This window comes from Pandoraea commovens, from assembly GCF_024704525.1.
In the GTDB taxonomy this organism is placed as follows: domain Bacteria; phylum Pseudomonadota; class Gammaproteobacteria; order Burkholderiales; family Burkholderiaceae; genus Pandoraea; species Pandoraea commovens.
This window is the reverse complement of the sequence record NZ_CP102780.1, coordinates 5,300,739-5,321,350: the sequence shown is the minus strand read 5'-3', so window position 1 is coordinate 5,321,350 and position 20,612 is coordinate 5,300,739. Positions and strand designations below refer to the sequence as shown.

17 protein-coding genes are annotated in these 20,612 nt (G+C 63.2%); 16 read left to right on the top strand and 1 reads right to left on the bottom strand.

Going from position 1 to position 20,612, the window contains the following annotated elements; translation table 11 throughout:
- Nucleotides 1-119: 119 nt before the first annotated feature.
- Entirely contained in the window at nt 120-1,277 is a 1,158-nt protein-coding gene (locus tag NTU39_RS23970; protein WP_150666606.1) for a porin, read from the bottom strand.
- Between the two features lie 318 nt (nt 1,278-1,595).
- On the opposite strand from NTU39_RS23970, the gene coq7 reads away from it, so the two are divergent.
- From coq7 to ftsZ, 16 genes are all read left to right on the top strand, one after another.
- Nucleotides 1,596-2,243 carry a 2-polyprenyl-3-methyl-6-methoxy-1,4-benzoquinone monooxygenase gene (gene coq7 / locus NTU39_RS23965; protein ID WP_150666605.1) on the top strand — a complete coding sequence of 216 codons (648 nt, stop codon included), beginning with the start codon at nt 1,596-1,598 and terminating at the stop codon, nt 2,241-2,243.
- Between the two features lie 420 nt (nt 2,244-2,663).
- Nucleotides 2,664-3,092, top strand: coding sequence for a division/cell wall cluster transcriptional repressor MraZ (gene mraZ, locus NTU39_RS23960; RefSeq protein ID WP_010806918.1), 429 nt, complete (start codon nt 2,664-2,666; stop codon nt 3,090-3,092).
- 22 nt (nt 3,093-3,114) lie between these two features.
- The gene (gene rsmH / locus NTU39_RS23955; RefSeq protein WP_150666604.1) at nt 3,115-4,068 is read left to right on the top strand and encodes a 16S rRNA (cytosine(1402)-N(4))-methyltransferase RsmH; all 954 of its coding nucleotides are present in this window, start codon (nt 3,115-3,117) and stop codon (nt 4,066-4,068) included.
- Nucleotides 4,065-4,409 (top strand): cell division protein FtsL, encoded by a 345-nt coding sequence (gene ftsL, locus NTU39_RS23950; protein ID WP_150666603.1) that lies wholly within the window; start codon nt 4,065-4,067, stop codon nt 4,407-4,409. The genes rsmH and ftsL overlap by 4 nt, the downstream gene beginning before the upstream one ends.
- Nucleotides 4,406-6,181 carry a peptidoglycan D,D-transpeptidase FtsI family protein gene (locus NTU39_RS23945; RefSeq protein ID WP_150666602.1) on the top strand — a complete coding sequence of 592 codons (1,776 nt, stop codon included), beginning with the start codon at nt 4,406-4,408 and terminating at the stop codon, nt 6,179-6,181. The genes ftsL and NTU39_RS23945 overlap by 4 nt, the downstream gene beginning before the upstream one ends.
- A 32-nt stretch (nt 6,182-6,213) precedes the next feature.
- Nucleotides 6,214-7,752 carry a UDP-N-acetylmuramoyl-L-alanyl-D-glutamate--2,6-diaminopimelate ligase gene (locus NTU39_RS23940; protein ID WP_257960130.1) on the top strand — a complete coding sequence of 513 codons (1,539 nt, stop codon included), beginning with the start codon at nt 6,214-6,216 and terminating at the stop codon, nt 7,750-7,752.
- Nucleotides 7,749-9,173: a UDP-N-acetylmuramoyl-tripeptide--D-alanyl-D-alanine ligase gene (locus NTU39_RS23935; protein WP_257958733.1), complete on the top strand. Its 1,425-nt coding sequence runs from the start codon at nt 7,749-7,751 to the stop codon at nt 9,171-9,173. Before NTU39_RS23940 ends, NTU39_RS23935 begins: the two co-directional genes overlap by 4 nt.
- A 15-nt stretch (nt 9,174-9,188) precedes the next feature.
- A complete protein-coding gene (gene mraY, locus NTU39_RS23930; protein ID WP_150666601.1) occupies nt 9,189-10,358 on the top strand; it encodes a phospho-N-acetylmuramoyl-pentapeptide-transferase in 1,170 nt (389 codons plus the stop codon).
- 209 nt (nt 10,359-10,567) lie between these two features.
- Nucleotides 10,568-12,094 (top strand): UDP-N-acetylmuramoyl-L-alanine--D-glutamate ligase, encoded by a 1,527-nt coding sequence (murD, locus tag NTU39_RS23925; protein WP_150666600.1) that lies wholly within the window; start codon nt 10,568-10,570, stop codon nt 12,092-12,094.
- Nucleotides 12,091-13,359, top strand: a complete 1,269-nt coding sequence (gene ftsW / locus NTU39_RS23920; protein ID WP_150666599.1) for a putative lipid II flippase FtsW — start codon at nt 12,091-12,093, stop codon at nt 13,357-13,359. The genes murD and ftsW overlap by 4 nt, the downstream gene beginning before the upstream one ends.
- Complete coding sequence (gene murG / locus NTU39_RS23915) at nt 13,356-14,459, top strand: undecaprenyldiphospho-muramoylpentapeptide beta-N-acetylglucosaminyltransferase (protein ID WP_257958732.1); 1,104 nt, start codon at nt 13,356-13,358, stop codon at nt 14,457-14,459. The genes ftsW and murG overlap by 4 nt, the downstream gene beginning before the upstream one ends.
- A 1-nt stretch (nt 14,460) precedes the next feature.
- The gene (gene murC / locus NTU39_RS23910) at nt 14,461-15,870 is read left to right on the top strand and encodes a UDP-N-acetylmuramate--L-alanine ligase (RefSeq protein ID WP_150575877.1); all 1,410 of its coding nucleotides are present in this window, start codon (nt 14,461-14,463) and stop codon (nt 15,868-15,870) included.
- A gap of 46 nt (nt 15,871-15,916) precedes the next feature.
- Entirely contained in the window at nt 15,917-16,855 is a 939-nt protein-coding gene (locus NTU39_RS23905; RefSeq protein ID WP_246184767.1) for a D-alanine--D-alanine ligase, read from the top strand.
- A 47-nt stretch (nt 16,856-16,902) separates the two neighbouring features.
- Nucleotides 16,903-17,736 (top strand): cell division protein FtsQ/DivIB, encoded by an 834-nt coding sequence (locus NTU39_RS23900; protein WP_150666596.1) that lies wholly within the window; start codon nt 16,903-16,905, stop codon nt 17,734-17,736.
- A 22-nt stretch (nt 17,737-17,758) separates the two neighbouring features.
- Complete coding sequence (gene ftsA, locus NTU39_RS23895) at nt 17,759-18,991, top strand: cell division protein FtsA (protein WP_010806905.1); 1,233 nt, start codon at nt 17,759-17,761, stop codon at nt 18,989-18,991.
- Nucleotides 18,992-19,108: 117 nt separating this feature from the next.
- A complete protein-coding gene (gene ftsZ / locus NTU39_RS23890) occupies nt 19,109-20,299 on the top strand; it encodes a cell division protein FtsZ (protein ID WP_150666595.1) in 1,191 nt (396 codons plus the stop codon).
- The last annotated feature ends 313 nt before the right edge of the window (nt 20,300-20,612 follow it).

Below are 20,612 nucleotides of genomic sequence, written 5' to 3'. Positions count from 1 at the left end.
GGCGGTTACGAGGCTTGGGCGATTGCACCGAAGGGCGGATGCTTTGTGCCGCTGACGCATAAAAAAAGGGCACCCGAAGGTGCCCTTTCGCCAAAGCCTAAGTGACAGAAACTGTCAGCTTAGAACTTGTGACGCACGCCAGCCGTAACGGCGAACTGGTTCGTGCTGTTCGAGAAGCCCAGGCCGTTCAACGATGCGCCGCCAGGAGCGTCGTTGTTGGCGTGTTGCCACAGACCAACCAGGTACGTGTCCGTGCGCTTCGACAGGAAGTAGTCGACGCCCAGGTTGACTTGGTGGTACTTCGGCGACACGCTGCTGCCCGTCAGGTTAAGCGTCGACCACGTGTACGTGTACGAAGCGCCCAGTTGCAGTGCCGGGGTCAGCATGTACTTGGCGTTCAGTTCGGCGTTGTCGAACTTCCAGCTGCCGCCACCAACGTATTGGTACACGCTGTGTGCGTAGACCAGACCCAGCGTGGCCGGACCGAAGGCGTACGAACCGCCTGCCGATGCGATCCATGCCTTGTCGCTGGCAACCAGGCCGCCGAGCGTCATCGGGGTCGTTGCATCGCCACCGTTGTTGATCACGCCGGTCGAGTTAGCAGCCGGTGCGCTCAGCATCAAGTAACCAGCACCGAACGACACCGGGCCGTTAGCGTAGCCCAGACCGAACGAGTAAGCACGGTTGTTGGCGAAGCCCGAACCCGTCGAACCGTTGTTAGCCGAGTTCGAGAAGCCATACATACCGCCGGCGCTGAAGCCAGCGTAGTTGATCGTCGTGTACTTGACCGAGTTGTTGACGCGGAACGAGTTGTTCAGGTTGTCGTTGTCGAACGGGTGAGCGCCCGCGAACGTCGCCCATTGGCTACCCGAAGCGTACGGGCCAACGAAGTCAACCACGGAGTCGTACTGACGACCGATGGTGAACGTACCAGCCGTTGCGCTGCTCAGACCAACGTAGGCTTGACGACCGAACATACGGCTGTTCTGGCCCAGCGTGCCCGAACCCAGGTTGAAGCCGTTTTCCAAGACGAAGATCGCCTTCAGGCCGCCACCGAGGTCTTCAGCACCCTTCAGGCCCCAACGCGAACCTTGCAGGTTGCCGTTGGCGAACTGGAAGTTGTGGTTCGTGGTACCCGTGCCAGCCAGGTTGCCACCAGTCTTGCTGACGTACTGCAGGCCAGCGTCGATGATACCGTACAGGGTCACGCTGCTTTGAGCGTGAGCAGCGCCAGCGAATGCGCCGAGCACACCCAGAGCGAGAAGCGACTTTTTCATTGAGTGATCTCCAAAGGATTGTGAGATTTGTTTAACAAGGTCACTAGTGATAACGTCCTTGCTAATCAACTTCGCGAGAAGTTGGACGTAATGTAACAAATTCACTTTAGGCGGCAAAGGAAAAGGCCGGTTTTACGCGGGTTCGCGGCGGGTTTTGTTTCGTTTACGCAACATCGTGGAAACCGGCATCTGGCGGGGATTTCGCGCGTTTGCGCCCGCGCAAGGCGCGCCGGATAAAGGGGCGTATCATTGGCCGCGGGCGTGAAATTATCGTCCTGCGTTCCGCATTGTGAAAGATTTAAGTGAGTTGAAAGTACGATGTTCTCCGACAGTCTGATTTCCGAACTTGACCGTGGTCTGCGTGCCATCGCAGGCGTCACGCAAGCGTCCCGTCCGACTCCCGTCCCAGTCCAATCCGAAAATAGCGACGCCCCCGTAGGCGACGACGCATTGACGTCCCAAGAGCGGCGCCACGTTGCAGGCCTCATGCGCGTGAACCATGTCGGTGAGGTTTGTGCGCAAGCGCTGTATCAGGCACAGAAGCTGGCGACGAAGCGCCCCGAGTTGCGCACGGCGTTCGAGCACGCGGGCAAGGAAGAAGAGGATCACCTCGCATGGACGGCGCACCGTCTCTCGGAGCTCGGCTCGCGTCCCAGTCTGCTTAATCCGCTGTGGTACGCGGGCGCTTTTGCCATCGGCTTCGTCGCCGGGAAGTGCGGCGACGAGGTGAGTCTCGGCTTTATGTCCGAGACCGAGCGTCAGGTCGAGCATCATCTGGACAGCCATCTCGATGACTTGCCTGCGCACGACCTGCGCTCGCGAGCCATCGTCGATCAGATGCGTCTGGACGAGATCGAGCACGGGCAGGCCGCGCGTGACGCCGGTGGCATTGAGCTGCCAGCGCCGGTCCAACGCGTCATGCGCGCAGCGGCAAAGGTCATGACGACGACGGCCTACTATATATAGAGCGTACGCAAGAACTCCCCGAAAGACCCCCTGCCTCCTGCATCGATCCCCTTCGTGTAAGTGCGTGCCGGCCGGTTTTCCACGGTGTCGGCACGGCGTGAGCGCGCACTACGCCGTATCGACAGTACCGACGGGCCTCGCGCGAAGTGATGCTCAAAATATGAGGTTCCACTTTCACTATCGCACTTATGTCTTTAATTTTCCTGACAAAATTCCGTTTTCCAACTTTAGGAAAGTGAGCTAAGTCATTGTTCTGACTACCAAATTCCCTCTGAAAAATGGGCGAAACGCTTGACCGCCCATACACTCTCCTCTAAAGTGGGAAATAGTGTGAGAAAGTGTATTTTTGTGTGGTGTAGAGCACAAAATCTTTCTCTTTCGGCATGACGGGCAGGCAGACGAAACCTCACGGGAGCGCATGTGTTTCAGGGAGCCTCGGCACTTTCACTGGATGCAAAGGGACGGATGTCGATTCCGGCCCGGCACCGTGACGTGCTTCAGGGCGACGCTGAAGGCAAGGTGACGATCACCAAGCACCCGGATGGATGTCTGCTGCTGTTCCCGCGTCCCGAATGGGAGATCTTCCGCGGCAAGATCGCCGCACTGCCGATGGACGCGCACTGGTGGCGACGCATCTTCCTGGGCAACGCAGCCGACGTCGAGATGGATTCGGCGGGCCGTGTCCTGGTGGCGCCCGAATTGCGCGCCGCCGCGGGCATGGACAAGGAAGTCATGCTGCTGGGCATGGGCAGTCATTTCGAACTCTGGGATGCCGCGACGTATGCCGCCAAGGAACAGGCGGCGATGGCGCAGGGCATGCCGGAAGCACTGAAGAACTTCACTTTTTGACAGATCAGGTGGTCCGACGAGCATGGCGCACGCGGTGGAAACGGTAATGCAGCACCGCACGGTCCTGCTAGAGGAGGCCGTGGATGCCTTGCTGTGGCGCGACGATGGCGTCTACGTCGACGGCACGTTCGGCCGCGGCGGGCACAGTCGCAGGCTGCTCGAGCGGCTGGGTGCCCAGGGGAGGCTGATCGCATTCGACAAGGATCCCCAAGCGATCGCGGAGGCGGCAAAGATTGCCGATCCGCGATTTTCGATTGAGCACGAGAGCTTCGCGACGTTGCGCGAGGCGCTAGCCCGGCGCGGTATCGACAAGGTGTCGGGCGTTTTGCTGGACCTGGGCGTGTCGTCGCCGCAAATCGACGACCCGGCGCGCGGATTCAGTTTTCGGGCCGACGGTCCGCTCGATATGCGCATGGATCCCACGCGCGGCGAGTCGGCTGCCGATTGGCTGGCCCGGGCAACGCTGGAAGAAATGACGGAGGTCATCAAGGACTATGGGGAAGAACGGTTTGCTTTTCAGATTGCAAAGGCGCTTGTTGCTCGCCGGGCAGACGCCGACCGCCTCGGGCCTCTCGTCAGTACACGCGAGCTTGCCGCGATCGTGGCGGGCGCCGTCAAAACCCGTGAGAAGGGCAAGGACCCGGCAACACGTACCTTTCAGGCTCTACGGATTCACGTCAATCAAGAGCTTGCGGACTTGCAGATAGCACTGGATGTGGCGGCCGATGTCCTCGAAACGGGAGGCAGACTCGTGGCGATCAGCTTTCATTCACTGGAAGACCGGATCGTGAAGCGCTTCATGCAGGCTCGCTCAAGCGCGCCGGCGGTGGATCGCCGCGTGCCGCTGCGCGCTCACGAAATTCCAGAGCCGCCTTTCAAAGCCCGCCGCAAGATCAAGCCGTCCGCCGCCGAGGTGGAGGCGAACGCTCGTTCGCGCTCGGCGATCATGCGGGTCATGGAGCGGGTGTCGACATGAGCCGGCTCAATATCCTCCTGCTCGCAGTGCTGATCGGCTGCGCCCTTTCCCTGATCAATGCGCAATACCGTGCGCGCGGCACGTTCGTCGAACTGAACCGCGAGCAGGCGCTCGAGCATCAATTGTTGCAGGACTGGGACCGTCTCCAGTATGAGCAGAGCGCGCAGAGCAAGAGCGCCCGTATCGAGAGCGTCGCGCGCAGCGACCTGAAGATGCAGGCTGTCTCGCCCGGCCGCACGCAATATCTGTCCGCACCCGCCGGAAGCACGGGCGCGATGGTGGACGTGCCGGTGCCGACCGCAAGCGCCGCGTCCGCCCCTGCAAGCGGAGGCAAACGATGATTCGCCGCAAGGACGCTAAGGCCAAGACCAAGGATGTGCAGTTCTCTGCCAGCCCGGTCCTGTCCGTGCGTCTGCCGATGTGGCGCTCGAAGATGCTCGTCTTCGTGATCTTCGGCGCGTTCGCGTCGCTGGTCGCGCGTGCCTTCTGGATTCAGGGGCCGGGCAACGCCTTCTATCAACGTCAGGGCGAGAGCCGTTACGAACGCACACTGGAGATGTCCGCCACGCGCGGCAAAGTGTTCGACCGTAACGGACAGGTGCTTGCCACCAGTCTGCCCGTCAAGGCCATCTGGGCGATTCCGGAAGACGTGCCCGATGACGTCTCGACGCAGCAGGTGCGTCAGCTCTCGAAGCTGCTCGAGATGAGCGAGTCGGATCTGCGTCGCAAATTCAATCAGGAAAAGAGCTTCGTCTATGTGAAGCGTCAGGTCCTGCCCGACGTAGCCAAGCAAGTCGCAGACCTCGACATCCCTGGCGTGTATCAGCGCAAGGAGTACAAGCGCTTCTATCCGGAAGGTGAGATCGCGGCGCACGTGGTGGGCTTTACGAACGTCGAGGATATCGGTCAGGAAGGCGTCGAACTGTCGATGCAGAAGGATCTGGCCGCAACGCCGGGCAGCCGCCGGGTGATCAAGGACCGTCTGGGACGCGTGGTCGAGGATATCGACATCCTCGCGCAGCCGCGCGACGGGCACGACATTACGCTCTCGATCGATAGCAAGATCCAGTTCCTCGCCTACAGCGAACTCAAGGACGCCATGGAGCGCACCGGCGCGAAAGCCGCCAGCGCTGTGGTGCTCGACGTGCGCACGGGCGAGGTGCTCGCGCTGGCCAACCTGCCGACGTACAACCCCAACAACCGCACGAACCTGACGGGCGCGCAGCTTCGCAACCGCGTCATCACCGACACCTTCGAGCCCGGTTCCATCATGAAGCCGATCACCATCGCCGCTGCGATGGAAAACGGTTATGTGAAGCCGACGTCGACGGTCATGACCACGGGCCGCGCCAACTTCTTCGGCGCGAACATTACCGATACCCACGACTACGGCATGCTCACGGTGGCCGGTGTCATTCAGAAGTCGAGCAACATCGGTACGGCGAAGATCGCGCTGATGATGAAACCGCAGGACATGTGGGACATGTTTACCAGCGTCGGCCTCGGTCAGGCACCGAAGCTCGGCTTCCCGGGGGCTGTGGCGGGACGTCTGCGTCCGGCCAAGAGCTGGCGTCCGATCGAGCAGGCGACGATGGGTTACGGCTACGGGCTGTCGGCCTCGCTGATTCAACTGGCGCGTGCTTACACCGTCTTCGCCCATGACGGCGAATTGCTGCCGATCTCCATCTATAAGACGGACGGCAGTACCGTGAAGGGAACGCCGGTGATTTCTCCGGCGACTGCACGCGAAGTGCGCAAGATGCTGGAAATGGTGACGTCGCCCGGCGGCACGGCCACGCGCGCTCAGGTGATCGGATATCGCGTGGGTGGCAAGACGGGTACGGCCTACAAGCAATCGGGCAAGGGATACGACAAGAGCAAGTACCGCGCATCGTTCGTGGGCATGGCGCCGATGTCCGAGCCGCGCATCATCGTGGCGGTCACGCTCGATGAGCCGGGCCGCGGTTCTCACTACGGTGGCGTGGCTGCCGGTCCGGCGTTCGCGTCGATTGTGGGCGGGACGTTGCGGGCACTGAACGTGGTGCCGGATTCGCCGGTGACGAAGCTCGTCGTGAGCGACAAGGTGGAGGAGAGCGAGCCATGGGCACCGTGACCCCGACGCCGCAAAATCCCGCCACGTTCGCCATGGTCGCGGATGCCACCGATCGCGCCGCGCTCGCGCAGGCGTGGGACTGGCTGCGCCGCACGGTGGCGGCGGGTGCCACGTTGCATGCGGATAGCCGTCGCGTGATGCCGGGAGATGTGTTCGTCGCCTACGCGGTCAAGGGTGCCGACAGTCGTGGCTTCATTGCCGATGCCGTCGAGCGCGGTGCTGCTGCGGTGCTCTGGCAGAGCGACGATTTCACCTGGCCCGCATCGCTTACGTCGCTCGCCAACGTGCCGCAGTTTGGCGTGGCGCGCCTCGACTGGCTCGCAGGCCCGCTGGCGGCGCTGTGGTACGGCGAGCCGAGCGTCGGCATGACGATGTTCGGCGTGACGGGCACCAACGGCAAGACGTCGTGCAGCCAATGGCTGGCGCAATTGCTCTCGAAGGCGAACGTGCGCAGCGCCGTGATCGGTACGCTGGGCAGCGGCTTCCCCGGTCATCTCACCGTGACGGGCTTCACCACGCCCGACGCCGTCCAGTTGCAACACAGCCTCGAGGATCTGCGCGCGCAAGGCGCTGCGGCGGTCGCGATGGAGGTGTCGTCGCACGGTTTGTATCAGGGACGCGTGAACGGTGTGGCGTTCGACGTGGCAGTGTTCACTAACCTGACGCAGGACCACCTCGACTATCACGGCACGATGGCCGAGTACGAAGCGGCCAAGACGCGCCTGTTCGACTGGCCGGGACTGAAGGCGGCGGTCATCAATCGCGACGATGCGATGGGGCAGCGTTTGCTGACGCGTCTGGCTGGCAAGACACCGGTCTTGGAATACGGCATTCACGGCGCCGCGACGTCGGCACATGGCAATCGCGTGCTGCGTGCGGAAGACATTCGCGCCACGACTGCGGGCACGCGCTTCACACTGCATATCGACGATCAGAGCCAGCAAGTGACGGTACCGCTGATCGGTGAGTTCAACATTAGCAACGCCCTTGCCGTGCTCGGCGCAGCGCTGGCCGCCGGTGTCGCGCAAGATGCCGCCATCGCCGGACTTGCGACGCTCGCGCCGGTGTCTGGCCGCATGGAGCAGATCGGACAACCGGGGCAACCGCTGGTGGTGATCGATTACGCCCATACGCCCGACGCACTCGACAAAACGCTGGCCGCCCTGCGGCCGGTCACGCAAGCACGCGGCGGCAAGCTCGTCTGCGTGTTCGGTTGCGGCGGCGATCGGGATGCGGGCAAGCGTCCGCAGATGGGGGCGGTGGCCGAGCGTCTGGCGGATGCCATCGTGCTCACGAGCGACAACCCGCGCACCGAAGTGCCCGCCGAGATCATGACGCAGATCGCTGCCGGTCTCGCGCAGCCGGACGCCGCGCGTCGCATCGAAGACCGCGCAAGCGCGATTCTTCAGGCCGTGCGCGGCGCGCAGGCCGCAGACGTCGTGCTGATCGCGGGCAAGGGACACGAAAGTACACAGGAAATCATGGGTAAGAAGCGGCCGTTCTCCGATCAGGAACACGCGCGTCTGGCACTCGCTGCGCGTGCGACCACGGTGCGCGGAGGTGGCGAATGACGCCGACGATGCAAAAGTTCATGTGGCAACTGAGCGACGCACAGGCTGCCGTGACGGATTCGCGCGTCACCGGCGCACCGTCGACGGCGTTTGCCCGCATCGTGACGGATAGCCGTTCGGTGCAGCCGGGCGATCTGTTCGTGGCGCTCAAGGGCGAGCGTTTCGATGCACACGATTTTCTGGCCGACGTGGCGCGCGCAGGCGCAGCCGCCGTGGTCGCGACCCACGTGCCGGACGGTTTCGAGACACCTGCGCTGATCGTGCCCGACACGCGCATCGCGCTGGGAGAACTGGCCGCCGCATGGCGTCGCTGCTTCGCGATTCCGGTCGTCGCGGTCACGGGAAGCAACGGCAAGACGACCGTCAAGGAAATGATCTCGGCGATCTTCGCCGAGGCGGCGGGCGCGGACGCACGTCTGGCGACCGCCGGAAACTTCAACAACGACATCGGCCTGCCGCTGACGCTGTTCCGTCTGAAAGACGGCGACAAGCTCGCGGTGCTCGAACTCGGCATGAATCACCCGGGCGAGACCGCGTATCTGGCGAAGATCGCGCAGCCGACGGTGGCCGTCATCAACAACGCGCAACGCGAGCATCAGGAATTCATGGTGAACGTGGCCGCCGTGGCCGAAGAGCATTCGGCTGTGCTGGCGGCGCTGCCCGGCGACGGCGTGGCCGTCTTCCCGGCTGAGAGCGAATTCGCACCGATGTGGCGCGAGGTGGCGGGCAAGCGTCGCGTACTGGACTTCGCGCTGGATGCGCGTGCGGCCGTGTCGGGGCGGTACGACGTAGCAACGCGTGTGTTGCGCGTGGCCTCGCCCGCTGGCGAGTTCTCGCTCACGCTCCCACTGCTGGGCGAGCACAACGCACGCAACGCGCTGGCCGCGATCGCCTGCGCACTGGGTGCGCACGTGGACATTGGTTCGATCGTGCGGGCACTCGAAGCTTTCTCTGCCGTCAAAGGCCGACTTCAGGTGTCCACGCTGTCGAAGGGACCGCTCGCAGGTGTCACGCTGATCGACGACACCTATAATGCGAACCCCGATTCCGTATTGGCCGCAATCGACGTACTTGCGCAGACGCCCGCACCGCGTGTCCTGGTGCTCGGCGACATGGGCGAGGTCGGTGACAACGGTCCCGCATTCCACCGCGAAGTGGGCGAATACGCCGCACAGCGCGGTATCGATCGCCTGCTCGCGATGGGTGAACAGACGCAGGCCAGCGTTGTCGCGTTCGGCGACGGCGGTGAACATTTTTCGGATGTGAACGACGTGGCGCCGCTCGTAGCGACGCTGAACGCCACGTTGAGTGCGCCGGCAACGGTGCTGGTGAAGGGAAGCCGCTTTATGCGGATGGAGCGCGTGCTCGAACAGTTGCGCGCGACGAGTGAAAGCGGGGGCGGCAACGCCCCGGCCAAGTGATAAAGGATTGATGGAATGTTGCTGACGTTGGCGCAATGGCTGCAAGCGGATGCGAGCTATTTGCGCGTGTTCAACTACCTGACGTTTCGGGCCGTGATGGCAAGCCTCACGGCGCTGGTGATCGGGCTCTCGTTCGGGCCGATGGTCATTCGCAAGCTCGCCGAGATGAAGGTGGGTCAGGCCGTGCGTACCGACGGCCCGCAGACGCACCTTGTGAAGTCGGGTACGCCCACGATGGGCGGCGTGCTGATTCTCATCGGCATTACCGTCGCCACGCTGCTCTGGGCGGATCTGAGCAACCGTTTCATCTGGATCGTGCTGCTGGTCACGCTGGGCTTCGGGATCATCGGCTGGATCGACGATTACCGGAAAGTCGTCTTCAAGGACCCGCGCGGCATGTCGTCGCGCGAGAAGTATTTCTGGCAATCGATCATCGGTCTGTTCGCCGCCATTTATCTGGCGTTCTCCGTCTCGGAGACGAGCAACCTGAAGGTCTTCGAGCTGTTCATCAGCTGGGTGCGTAACGGCTTCCCGCTCGATTTGCCGCCGAAAGCGGACTTCATCGTGCCGTTCTTCAAGACGATGAGCTACCCGCTCGGCGTGTTTGGTTTCATCGCGCTGACCTACTTTGTCATCGTCGGCTCGTCCAACGCCGTTAACCTCACGGACGGCCTCGACGGGCTGGTCATCATGCCAGTCGTGCTGGTCGGTGCGGCACTCGGCGTGTTCGCTTACGTGATGGGTAACGTCGTGTACTCGAAGTACCTGCTGTTCCCTCACATACCGGGCGCGGGCGAGTTGCTCGTGTTCTGTTCGGCGATGTCGGGGGCGGGGTTGGCGTTCCTATGGTTCAACACGCATCCGGCGCAGGTGTTCATGGGCGACGTGGGCGCACTGGCACTCGGCGGCGCGCTCGGCACGGTCGCCGTGATCGTGCGACAGGAAGTCGTGCTGTTCGTGATGGGCGGTGTGTTCGTCGCGGAAACGCTGTCGGTGATGTTGCAGGTCACCTGGTTCAAATACACCAAGAAGCGATACGGCGAAGGGCGGCGCATCTTCAAGATGGCGCCGCTGCATCACCACTTCGAATTGTCGGGATGGAAAGAAACGCAGGTGGTGGTCCGTTTCTGGATCATCACGCTGATGCTGGTGCTGATCGGCTTGTCGACGTTGAAGCTGCGCTGACGCTGCTGTCGGCGTGTCTCTACGTAACGAGACGAAACAAGACGAGACGTGACTGGCAGGAAGTCACAAGATAGCGACTTCGCAAATTTGTGAAGTCGCTTTCGTGCAAGTGGAATTAAAGGTAAGGCCGCTCGCGCCGATAGCAGTAGATCGGTGTCGTTGAAGCGATGCATTCGTAGGTTGTTTGAATCGATAAAGGAAAGAGCGACGTGTTCGGCGAGAAGTTTGGTGAATCCTGGCAACCGCGTGTCCTGATCCTGGGTCTGGGAGAGTCCGGCCTGGCGATGGCGCGTTGGTGCGCGCGTTACGGCTGCCGAGTGCGTGCAGCCGACACGCGCTTTGCGTCGTCGGAGACACCGCCGAACGTGGCGACCCTGCGCATCGACGCGCCGCAAGCCGAATTCGTGGGCGGCGCATTCGCCGGTCAGATCGACGCGTTGCTCGACGACATCGAACTTATCGGCATCAGCCCGGGCCTCTCGCCGCTCGGCGAAGACATGACGGCGCTGCTGGCCGAGGCGGCCGAGCGCGGCGTTCCGGTGTGGGGCGAAATCGAGTTCTTCGCGCAGGCCTTGCGTCACATGCAGTCGACGAGCGGTTACGCGCCGAAGGTGCTCGCGATTACCGGCACGAACGGCAAGACCACGACGACGAGTCTCACCGGGTTGCTGTGCCGCCGCGCAGGCAAGCGTACGGCGGTGGCGGGCAACATCAGCCCGTCGGCGCTCGACCGTCTGAGCGAGTGCATCGCCGACGCCACGCTCCCCGACGTCTGGGTCCTCGAACTCTCCAGCTTCCAGTTGGAGACGACGCATTCGCTCGCCCCCGATGCGGCGGCCGTTCTCAATATCACGCAAGACCATCTGGACTGGCACGGCGATATGGACGCCTACGCCAGGGCCAAAGCACGCATCTTCGGTGAGAACACCGTGCGCGTGCTCAATCGCGACGACGCCCGTGTGATCGCCTTCGCGTCGCCAGAAGCCAACGTGGTGACCTTCGGCACGGGCAAGCCCGACGCCGTGGGCGACTTCGGTCTGGAGATGGAAGGCGGCATGTGGTGGCTGGTCGAGGGTTACACGCGCGACGACGCGCCGCCCGCGCCCAAGCGTCGTAAGGCCGGCACGCCGGAAGCGACCGTCGAGGTGCTGGGCAAACGCCTGATGCCAGCTGACGCGTTGCGCATCCGCGGTCAGCACAACGCGGCGAACGCCCTGGCGGCGCTCGCACTCGCGCGCGCGATCGATCTGCCGCTGGCCAAGCTGCTGCACGGCCTGCGCGAGTATCCGGGCGAGCCGCATCGTGTTCAGCTCGTCGCTACGATCAACGAAGTCGAGTTCTACGACGACAGCAAGGGCACCAACGTCGGCGCGACGGTCGCGGCGATTACGGGGCTCGAAAAGAAGCTGCTCCTGATTCTCGGCGGCGACGGCAAGGGGCAGGACTTCTCGCCGCTGGCCAATCCGGTCGCGCATCACGCGCGCGCGGTTCTGCTGATCGGTCGCGACGCGCCGCTGCTGCGCGAAGCGCTCACGGACACCGGCGTCGATCTGATCGACGCCGCGACGCTGGAAGACGCCACACGCGAAGCCGCCCGTCTGGCGCAGCCCGGCGATGCCGTGCTGCTCTCGCCGGCCTGCGCGAGCTTCGACATGTTCCGCAACTACGAGCATCGCGCAAACGTGTTTCGCGACACCGTGGTTGATCTGGCCGCCGACGCGGGGGTGATGCTATGAACCGTATCAAGTCGTTCTTCAGCAAGAAGCGCCAGGCCGGTTTCGCCGGCGCGGGCACGGCCAACGCGCCGGGTGCTGCGACCACGGCGGCCAACCGCACACTCAGTGGTATCAAGCCGACGCGCTCGCGCATGCTCGAATACGATCACGCGCTCGTGTGGGTGGTGATCTCCCTGCTGTCGCTCGGTCTGATCATGGTCTATTCGGCGTCTGTCGCGTTGCCGGACTCGCCGAAGTACAACGGCTATTCGACGTTCCACTTCCTCGGACGTCACATCGTGTCGCTCACGATCGGGCTGGTCGCGGCGGTCATCACCTTCCGGATTCCGGTCAAGACGATGGACAAGCTCGCGCCGAAGCTCTTCCTGCTGGCGCTGCTGTTGCTGATCATCGTGCTGATCCCGCACGTGGGCAAGGGCGTGAACGGGTCGAAGCGCTGGATTCCGTTTGGCGTGCTGAACCTTCAGCCGTCCGAAATCATGAAGCTCGCCGTCACGCTGTACGCCGCGAACTACACCGTGCGTAAGCAGGAGTTCATGCAGAGCTTCGGTAAGGGCTTCCTGCCGATGGGGATTGCGGTCGTGTTCGTCGGCATGTTGCTGCTGCTCGAGCCGGACATGGGCGCGTTCATGGTGGTCGCGGCCATCGCCATGGGCATTCTGTTCCTCGGCGGCGTGAACGGACGCTTGTTCGGGGGGCTGGCGCTCACGGCGGTCGGCACGTTCGCGATGCTGATCTGGTTGTCGCCGTGGCGTCGCGAGCGGATCTTTGCGTACCTCGATCCGTGGCGCGAAGACTACGCCCTCGGCAAGGCTTATCAGCTGACGCACTCGCTCATCGCGTTCGGACGCGGCGAATGGACCGGCGTGGGACTGGGCGGCAGCATCGAAAAATTGCACTACCTGCCCGAAGCGCACACCGATTTCATTCTCGCGGTGATCGGTGAGGAGTTCGGGTTCGTCGGTGTGCTGGTCGTCATCCTGCTCTTTTACTGGCTGGTGCGCCGCGCGTTCGAAATCGGACGTCAGGCGCTGGCGCTGGAGCGCACGTTCGCCGGGTTGCTCGCCAAGGGCGTGGGCGTGTGGCTGGCTGCGCAGACGTTCATCAACATGGGCGTGAATCTGGGTCTGCTGCCGACCAAGGGGCTGACATTGCCGCTGGTCAGTTACGGCGGCTCGGGCATCTTGCTCAACTGTATCGCCGTGGCGATTTTGTTGCGGGTGGATTACGAAAACCGCGTGCTGATGCGGGGAGGCAAGGTATGACCGAGCGCGCTACCGCGATGCCGGCACCGCAGACGAAGACACGCACGCTGCTGGTCATGGCCGGCGGCACGGGCGGTCACGTCTTCCCGGGGCTCGCGGTCGCCAACTTCCTGCGTGTGCAGGGGTGGCGCGTAGTCTGGCTCGGCAACCCGACCGGCATGGAAGCGACGCTCGTGCCGAAGTACGACATTCCGATGGAGTTCGTGAAGTTCGGTGGGTTGCGCGGTAAAGGCTTGATGACCAAGTTTCTGCTGCCGCTCAATCTGCTGCGCGCGTTCTGGCAGAGCATCGGTGCGATTCGTCGCGCGAAGCCGAACGTCGTGCTTGGCATGGGCGGGTACATCACGTTCCCGGCGGGGATGATGGCGTCGCTGCTGGGGCGTCCGCTGGTGCTGCACGAGCAGAACTCGGTGGCGGGCATGGCGAACAAGGTGCTCGCGCGCGTGGCGGACAAGGTGTTGCTCGCGTTCCCGGACACGATTCCGGGCGGCGAGTGGGTCGGCAACCCGATTCGCGCCGACTTCGACGAGATGGCCGAACCGGCCCAGCGCTACAACGCGCGCACCGGACCGCTGCGCATTCTGGTCGTCGGGGGAAGTCTGGGCGCGACGGTGCTCAACGAGATCGTGCCGAAGGCGCTGGCGAAGCTGCCGCGCGAAGATCGTCCGCAGGTCACGCATCAGGCGGGCGTGAAACATATTCAGACGTTGCAGGCGAATTACGCCGCAGCGGGGGTGACGGTCGAAGCACTGCCGTTCATCGACAACATGGTCGCGGCCTATGCCGAGGCGGATCTGGTGATCTGCCGCGCGGGCGCGATGACGGTGGCCGAAGTGGCGGCGGCGGGCGTGGCGGCACTGTTCGTGCCGTTCCCGCACGCAGTCGACGACCACCAGACAACGAATGCGCGTTTCCTCGCCGACAAGGGCGCGGCAACGCTGATCGATCAGCGCGAGCTGTCGGTCGAGACCCTGGCCGAGTGGCTGCGCCGTCAGACGCGCGAATCGCTGCTCGCGATGGGAGAGAAAGCCAGGGCGCTCGCCAAGCCGGACGCCACCGAACAAGTGGCGCGCGTGTGCGCGGCTCTGGCCAAGGATTGAAATGAAACACATCGTCAAACATATTCACTTCGTCGGCATTGGCGGCTCGGGCATGAGCGGCATTGCCGAGGTGTTGCTTAACCTGGGTTATCAGGTGAGCGGCTCCGATCTCGGCGACAACGCGGTCACGCAGCGTCTCGCCGGTCTTGGCGCGCGCATTGCACGCGGCCATGCTGCCGAACATATCGAAGGGGCCGACGCCATCGTCGTCTCCACCGCCATCACGGCGGACAACCCGGAAGTGCTCGCAGGCCGTGCACGTCAGATTCCGATCGTGCCGCGCGCGCTGATGCTCGCGGAACTCATGCGCCTGAAGCAGGGCGTCGCCATTGCCGGTACGCACGGCAAGACGACCACGACGAGTCTCGTCGCCAGCGTACTTGCGCAGGGTGGACTCGATCCGACGTTCGTGATCGGCGGCCGACTGAACAGCGCCGGTGCGAACGCGAAACTTGGCACGGGCGATTTCATCGTGGTCGAGGCCGACGAATCGGACGCCTCGTTCCTGAATCTGAATCCGGTCATCGAAGTCATCACCAACATCGATGCCGATCACATGGATACGTACGGGCATGACTTCGCCCGTCTGAAGCAATCCTTCGTCGCCTTCACGCAGCGTCTGCCGTTCTACGGCATCGCCGTGCTGTGCGTCGACGATCCGAACGTGCGCGAGATTCTGCCGTTCGTGTCGAAGCCGATCGTGCGCTATGGCCTGTCGGACGACGCGCAGGTGCGCGCCATCGATGTGCGTGCAGACGGCGGGCAGATGCGTTTCACCGTGCTGCGTAAGTTCGGTGCAGGCGCAGCGCCGCTCGACATCACGCTCAATCTTCCGGGCGAGCACAACGTGCGCAATGCGCTGGCGGCGATTGCGATTGCGACCGAACTCGAAGTGCCGGACGCTGCGATTCAACAGGCACTGGCGGAATTTAACGGCGTGGGCCGACGTTTTCAGCGATATGGCGAAATCGCGCTGCCGAAGTCCAGTGGCACCGGTTCGTTCACGCTGATCGACGATTACGGCCATCACCCGGTCGAAATGGCGGCAACGCTGGCGGCAGCGCGTGGTGCGTTCCCCGGTCGTCGCATCGTGCTGGCGTTCCAACCGCATCGGTACACGCGCACGCGCGACTGCTTCGAGGACTTCGTGAAAGTGCTCTCGGATGCGGATGCCGTCGTGCTCGGCGAAGTCTATTCGGCCGGTGAGGCGCCCATCGTGGCTGCCGACGGTCGTGCGCTGGCGCGCGCTTTGCGTGTCGCGGGCAAGGTAGAACCGGTTTTCGTGGAAGACGTTGCGCAACTGCCCGACGCCATTCTGCAAGTTGCCCGTGCGGGCGACGTCGTAATCACCATGGGTGCCGGCTCCATCGGCGCGGTGCCCGGCAAGTTGCAAGTTCAGCAAGGAGTTTGACGTGAGTGCTTTCGATCCGAAACGTTTCGGCAAGGTTGGCGTCCTGATGGGCGGGCGCTCGGCCGAGCGTCAGATCTCGCTGATTTCGGGCAATGGTGTACTCGAAGCGCTGCGCTCGCGCGGCGTCGATGCGCATGCGTTCGATACGGGCATGAACGATCTCGCCGCGCTCGCCGCGCAGAAGTTCGACCGCGTGTTCATCGCGCTGCATGGCCGCTATGGAGAAGACGGCACGCTGCAAGGCGCGCTGGAGCATCTGGGCATTCCGTACACCGGCAGTGGCGTGTTGGCTTCCGCGCTGGCGATGGACAAGGAAATGACCAAGCGCATCTGGATCAACGAAGGGCTGCCGACGCCGCGCTTCACGATGCTGAATGCGGATACCGACTTCGATGCCGTCGCGCGCGATCTCGGATTGCCGCTCATCGTCAAGCCGTCGCGCGAAGGCTCGACCATCGGTCTGACGAAGGTCACGGAAGCCTCGCAGCTGAAGGCCGCGTTCGAGAAGGCGGTAGCGCTCGATCCGGACGTGCTCGCCGAAGAGTTCATCGACGGCGACGAGCTGACCGTGCCGGTGCTTGGCGTGGGCACGAAGGGCGCGAATGCCGCCCGCTCGCTGCCGGTCATCCGCATCGTCGCGCCGGACGCGAACTACGACTACCAGAACAAGTACTTCAAGGACGACACGCGCTACGAATGCCCGCCGCCGTTGTCGGTGTCCTTGCAAGAGGAGGTGCAGCGCCTCGTGTTGCGCGCCTACCTCGTGCTCGGCTGCCGTGGCTGGGCCCGTGCCGACGTGATGCTGCGCAAGCGCGATAACAAGCCGTACCTGTTGGAGATCAATACGTCGCCGGGCATGACCGGCCACTCGCTGGTGCCGATTTCGGCGCGCGCGGCGGGCCTGTCGTACGAAGACCTGGTGGTTGAAATTCTGGCAACTGCGACGCTCGATCTGCATCCGAACGCGCAGTGGAAACCTGAGTAAGACATTGAACGCGTTGAAGAACGCCCTGATACGGAAAGCAAATCGCCATGTGGCACAACGTACGCCTGCTCAACGCCATTGCGAGTGTGCTCGTCGCGCTCGTCGTGCTGGCGGCGCTCGCGGCGGGCGGTCATTGGCTGATTCAGCGGCCGGTTTTCACGCTCAAGGCGATTCAGATCGATGGGGACGTGTCCCACATCAACGGGCCGACCTTGCGGGCGAATGCGGTCTCGCGGCTGAAGGGCAACTTCTTCACGATCGATCTGGACGCCACGCGAGCGGCGTTCGAAGCAGTGCCTTGGGTGCGTCATGCGAGCGTGCGGCGTGTCTGGCCGAACCAGCTCGCGGTGACGATCGAGGAGTACAAACCGCTGGCCACGTGGAACGACGGCCGTCTGGTGAGTGTGGATGGCGAGTTGTTCGCAGCCAATCTGGCGGAAGCCGAGGACGACGGGAAGTTGCCGGAGTTCGCGGGGCCGCCGGGCAGCGAGAAGGATGTAACGGCGCGGTACTACGACTTCGTGAAGTGGTTCGCGCCGCTGAATATGAAACCCGAAGCGGTCACGCTGTCGAATCGCTACGCCTGGGGCGTGCGGCTCGCAGGGGGCGTGCAACTGGCGCTGGGACGGGAGCGGACCCCCGAGACCCTCGCCACGCGCAGCCGACGCTTCGTACAGGCGTATCCGCAGGTAGCGGCACGCTGGGGAAATCAGATCGAGTATGCCGATCTGCGGTACCCGAACGGTTTTGCAGTGCGTGCCGCGGGCATGCGTTTCTTGAGCGAAGAACAGGCCAAGAAGCTTGCCGCGACACCCGTGCAAAAGCGGGATTCGCAGAAGCCGGCAGCGAAACCTGCCGCGCCGGTAAAGCGAAGCCAGTGAGACTTCAGGACTTACACACGCTATGAGCAAAGATTACAAGGATCTGTTGGTCGCCCTCGATATCGGCACGTCGAAAGTCGTGGCGGTGGTGGCCGAACTGCGCCCTGAAGGCCGCTATGAAGTCATCGGCCTCGGCCAGAGTGAATCGCGCGGCCTGAAAAAGGGCGTGGTGGTGAACATTGAGGCGACAGTGCAGTCCATTCAGCGTGCGCTCGAAGAAGCGGAGCTGATGGCCGACTGCAAGATCACCAACGTATTCACCGGCATCGCCGGTAGTCACATCCGCAGCTTCAATTCGAGCGGCATGGTGGCGATCAAGGACAAGGAAGTGACGCAGGCCGACGTGGCGCGCGTCATCGAAACGGCCAAGGCGATCAACATCCCGACCGATCAGCAGGTGCTGCATATCCTCACGCAGGAATTCATCATCGACGGTCAGGAAGATGTGCGCGAGCCGATCGGCATGAGCGGCATCCGTCTCGAAGTGAAGGTGCATATCGTGACCGGCGCGGTGTCGGCGGCACAGAACATCGTGAAGTGCGTGCGCCGTTGCGGCCTCGAAGTGAACGACCTGATTCTGCAACCGCTGGCGTCGAGCATCTCGGTGCTCACGGAAGACGAGAAGGAACTCGGTGTGGTGCTGATCGATATCGGCGGCGGCACGACCGATATCGCGATCTTCAGCGAAGGGGCGATCCGTCACACGGCCGTGATTCCGATTGCAGGCGATCAGATCACGAGCGATATCGCGATGGCCGTTCGCACGCCGACGCCGGATGCGGAAGACATCAAGATTCAGCACGGTATCGCCAAGCAGTCGTTGGCCGATCCGGACGAAATGATCGAAGTGCCGGGGCTGGGCGAGCGCGGTCCGCGCACGCTCTCGCGTCAGGCGCTGGCCGCGGTGATCGAGCCGCGTGTCGAAGAGCTGTTCTCGCTCGTGCAGCAAGTGGTGCGCGAGTCGGGATACGAAGAACTGCTGTCCTCGGGCATCGTGCTCACCGGCGGTGCGGCAATGATGCCGGGCATGGTCGAGCTGGGCGAGGACATCTTCCTCAAGCCCGTGCGTATCGGCGTGCCGGAATACGCAGGCGGTCTGGCCGACGTGGTGCGCAGCCCGCGCTACGCCACGGCGATGGGCCTGCTGCTCGAAGGACGTTCCCAACGCATGCGCGGCCGCAAGGTCGCCGTGCAGTCGGGGCAAGCGAACCAGGTCTGGACGCGGATGCGCGACTGGTTCTTCAGCAATTTTTAAGTTGTCTTTTTACAGAGTTTTTGAGGGGTGTGGATTCGGTGTTGAAAACACGCGCGGCTTACCCGAGCGGCACGTGACCCGCAGTACCGGATCTGCTTTTAATTCACTGGAGGCGCTATGAACTTCGAAATGTTGGAAACGGAAACCAACGGCACCATCATCAAGGTGGTGGGTGTTGGTGGCGCTGGCGGCAATGCCGTCCAGCACATGATCAACCGTGGTGTGCAAGGCGTGGAATTCATCGCCATGAACACCGACGCTCAGGCACTGGGCCGTTCGCAGGCCAGCGTAAACATTCAGCTCGGCAAGACCGGTCTGGGTGCTGGCGCGAAGCCGGAAATGGGCCGCTCCGCCGCTGAAGAAGCGCGCGAGCGCGTGGCCGACGCCCTGCGTGGCGCGCACATGGTGTTCATCACCGCTGGTATGGGCGGCGGTACGGGCACGGGCGCAGCACCGGTGGTGGCGCAGATCGCCAAGGAAATGGGCATTCTGACCGTCGGCGTGGTGTCCAAGCCGTTCGAGTTCGAAGGCGGCAAGCGTATGCGTGTGGCCGAGACGGGCGCGCAGGAACTGGAAGACAACGTCGACTCGCTGATCGTCGTGCTCAATGACAAGCTGTTCGAAGTCATGGGCGACGATGCCGAGATGGACAAGTGCTTCCAATGCGCCGACGACGTGCTGCACAACGCTGTGGCCGGCATCGCCGAAATCATCAACGTCGACGGTCTGGTGAACGTCGACTTTGAAGACGTGAAGACGGTGATGGGCGAGCAAGGCAAGGCGATGATGGGTACGGCGACGGTTGCCGGTGTCGATCGTGCGCGTCTGGCCGCCGAGCAAGCCGTGGCAAGCCCGCTGCTCGAAGGCGTGGATCTGTCGGGGGCGCGTGGCGTGCTGGTGAACATCACGGCATCGCGTTCGCTGCGCTTGTCGGAAACGCGTGAGGTGATGAACACCATCAAGAGCTACGCCGCCGAAGACGCGACCGTGATTTTCGGAACCGTCTACGACGACAAGATGGGCGATGCACTGCGCGTGACCGTCGTGGCAACCGGCCTGGGCCGTGCTGTTTCGAAGAAGGTCGCAGCACCGATGACGCTGCTCAAGACCGGTACCGACAACATGCCGATCGCGACCGGCCACGTGCCGAATGTTGGTCAGGCTGCCGGTACGGACTACGGCGCGCTCGATACGCCGGCCGTGTGGCGCAGCACGCGTGAAACCGCCGCTTCGCATGTCGCTGCGCTGCAGGAAAAGGGTGTCGACACGTACGACATCCCGGCCTTCCTGCGCAAGCAAGCCGACTGACAAGGTTGCGCGCGGGCCGGGTGCCAGTGCCTGGCGCCGCCGCACCTTGGGAATCGCGAGACCTACGCAGGTCGTCGTGAGGATTCGCCGTCGCTCCAACTACCATGCCGTGTGGCGTGGGGAAGGCGCGCCCCGGTACGGGTCCGAAGGACGATACCGCAAGGTTGTGATGCGCGAGATGCCTTGTGGTTGCGACGACCAGAGTCGCAAAAGGTATCGACGCGTCACAGATGACGGACGTTACGGGTAAGCGTTCGTGATCCCTGACCCGGTCTCGCGGATCTGTCCCCCCGACCGCTGCGGCTTGCCTCCG

Bases quoted from the DNA above. Each gene is read 5' to 3' on its own strand.
- NTU39_RS23970 (WP_150666606.1), bottom strand. From the start codon at position 1,277: ATGAAAAAGTCGCTTCTCGCTCTGGGTGTGCTCGGCGCATTCGCTGGC.
- coq7 (WP_150666605.1), top strand. From the start codon at position 1,596: ATGTTCTCCGACAGTCTGATTTCCGAACTTGACCGTGGTCTGCGTGCC.
- rsmH (WP_150666604.1), top strand. From the start codon at position 3,115: ATGGCGCACGCGGTGGAAACGGTAATGCAGCACCGCACGGTCCTGCTA.
- ftsL (WP_150666603.1), top strand. From the start codon at position 4,065: ATGAGCCGGCTCAATATCCTCCTGCTCGCAGTGCTGATCGGCTGCGCC.
- NTU39_RS23945 (WP_150666602.1), top strand. From the start codon at position 4,406: ATGATTCGCCGCAAGGACGCTAAGGCCAAGACCAAGGATGTGCAGTTC.
- NTU39_RS23940 (WP_257960130.1), top strand. From the start codon at position 6,214: ATGGTCGCGGATGCCACCGATCGCGCCGCGCTCGCGCAGGCGTGGGAC.
- NTU39_RS23935 (WP_257958733.1), top strand. From the start codon at position 7,749: ATGACGCCGACGATGCAAAAGTTCATGTGGCAACTGAGCGACGCACAG.
- mraY (WP_150666601.1), top strand. From the start codon at position 9,189: ATGTTGCTGACGTTGGCGCAATGGCTGCAAGCGGATGCGAGCTATTTG.
- ftsW (WP_150666599.1), top strand. From the start codon at position 12,091: ATGAACCGTATCAAGTCGTTCTTCAGCAAGAAGCGCCAGGCCGGTTTC.
- murG (WP_257958732.1), top strand. From the start codon at position 13,356: ATGACCGAGCGCGCTACCGCGATGCCGGCACCGCAGACGAAGACACGC.
- murC (WP_150575877.1), top strand. From the start codon at position 14,461: ATGAAACACATCGTCAAACATATTCACTTCGTCGGCATTGGCGGCTCG.
- NTU39_RS23905 (WP_246184767.1), top strand. From the start codon at position 15,917: ATGGGCGGGCGCTCGGCCGAGCGTCAGATCTCGCTGATTTCGGGCAAT.
- NTU39_RS23900 (WP_150666596.1), top strand. From the start codon at position 16,903: ATGTGGCACAACGTACGCCTGCTCAACGCCATTGCGAGTGTGCTCGTC.
- ftsA (WP_010806905.1), top strand. From the start codon at position 17,759: ATGAGCAAAGATTACAAGGATCTGTTGGTCGCCCTCGATATCGGCACG.
- ftsZ (WP_150666595.1), top strand. From the start codon at position 19,109: ATGAACTTCGAAATGTTGGAAACGGAAACCAACGGCACCATCATCAAG.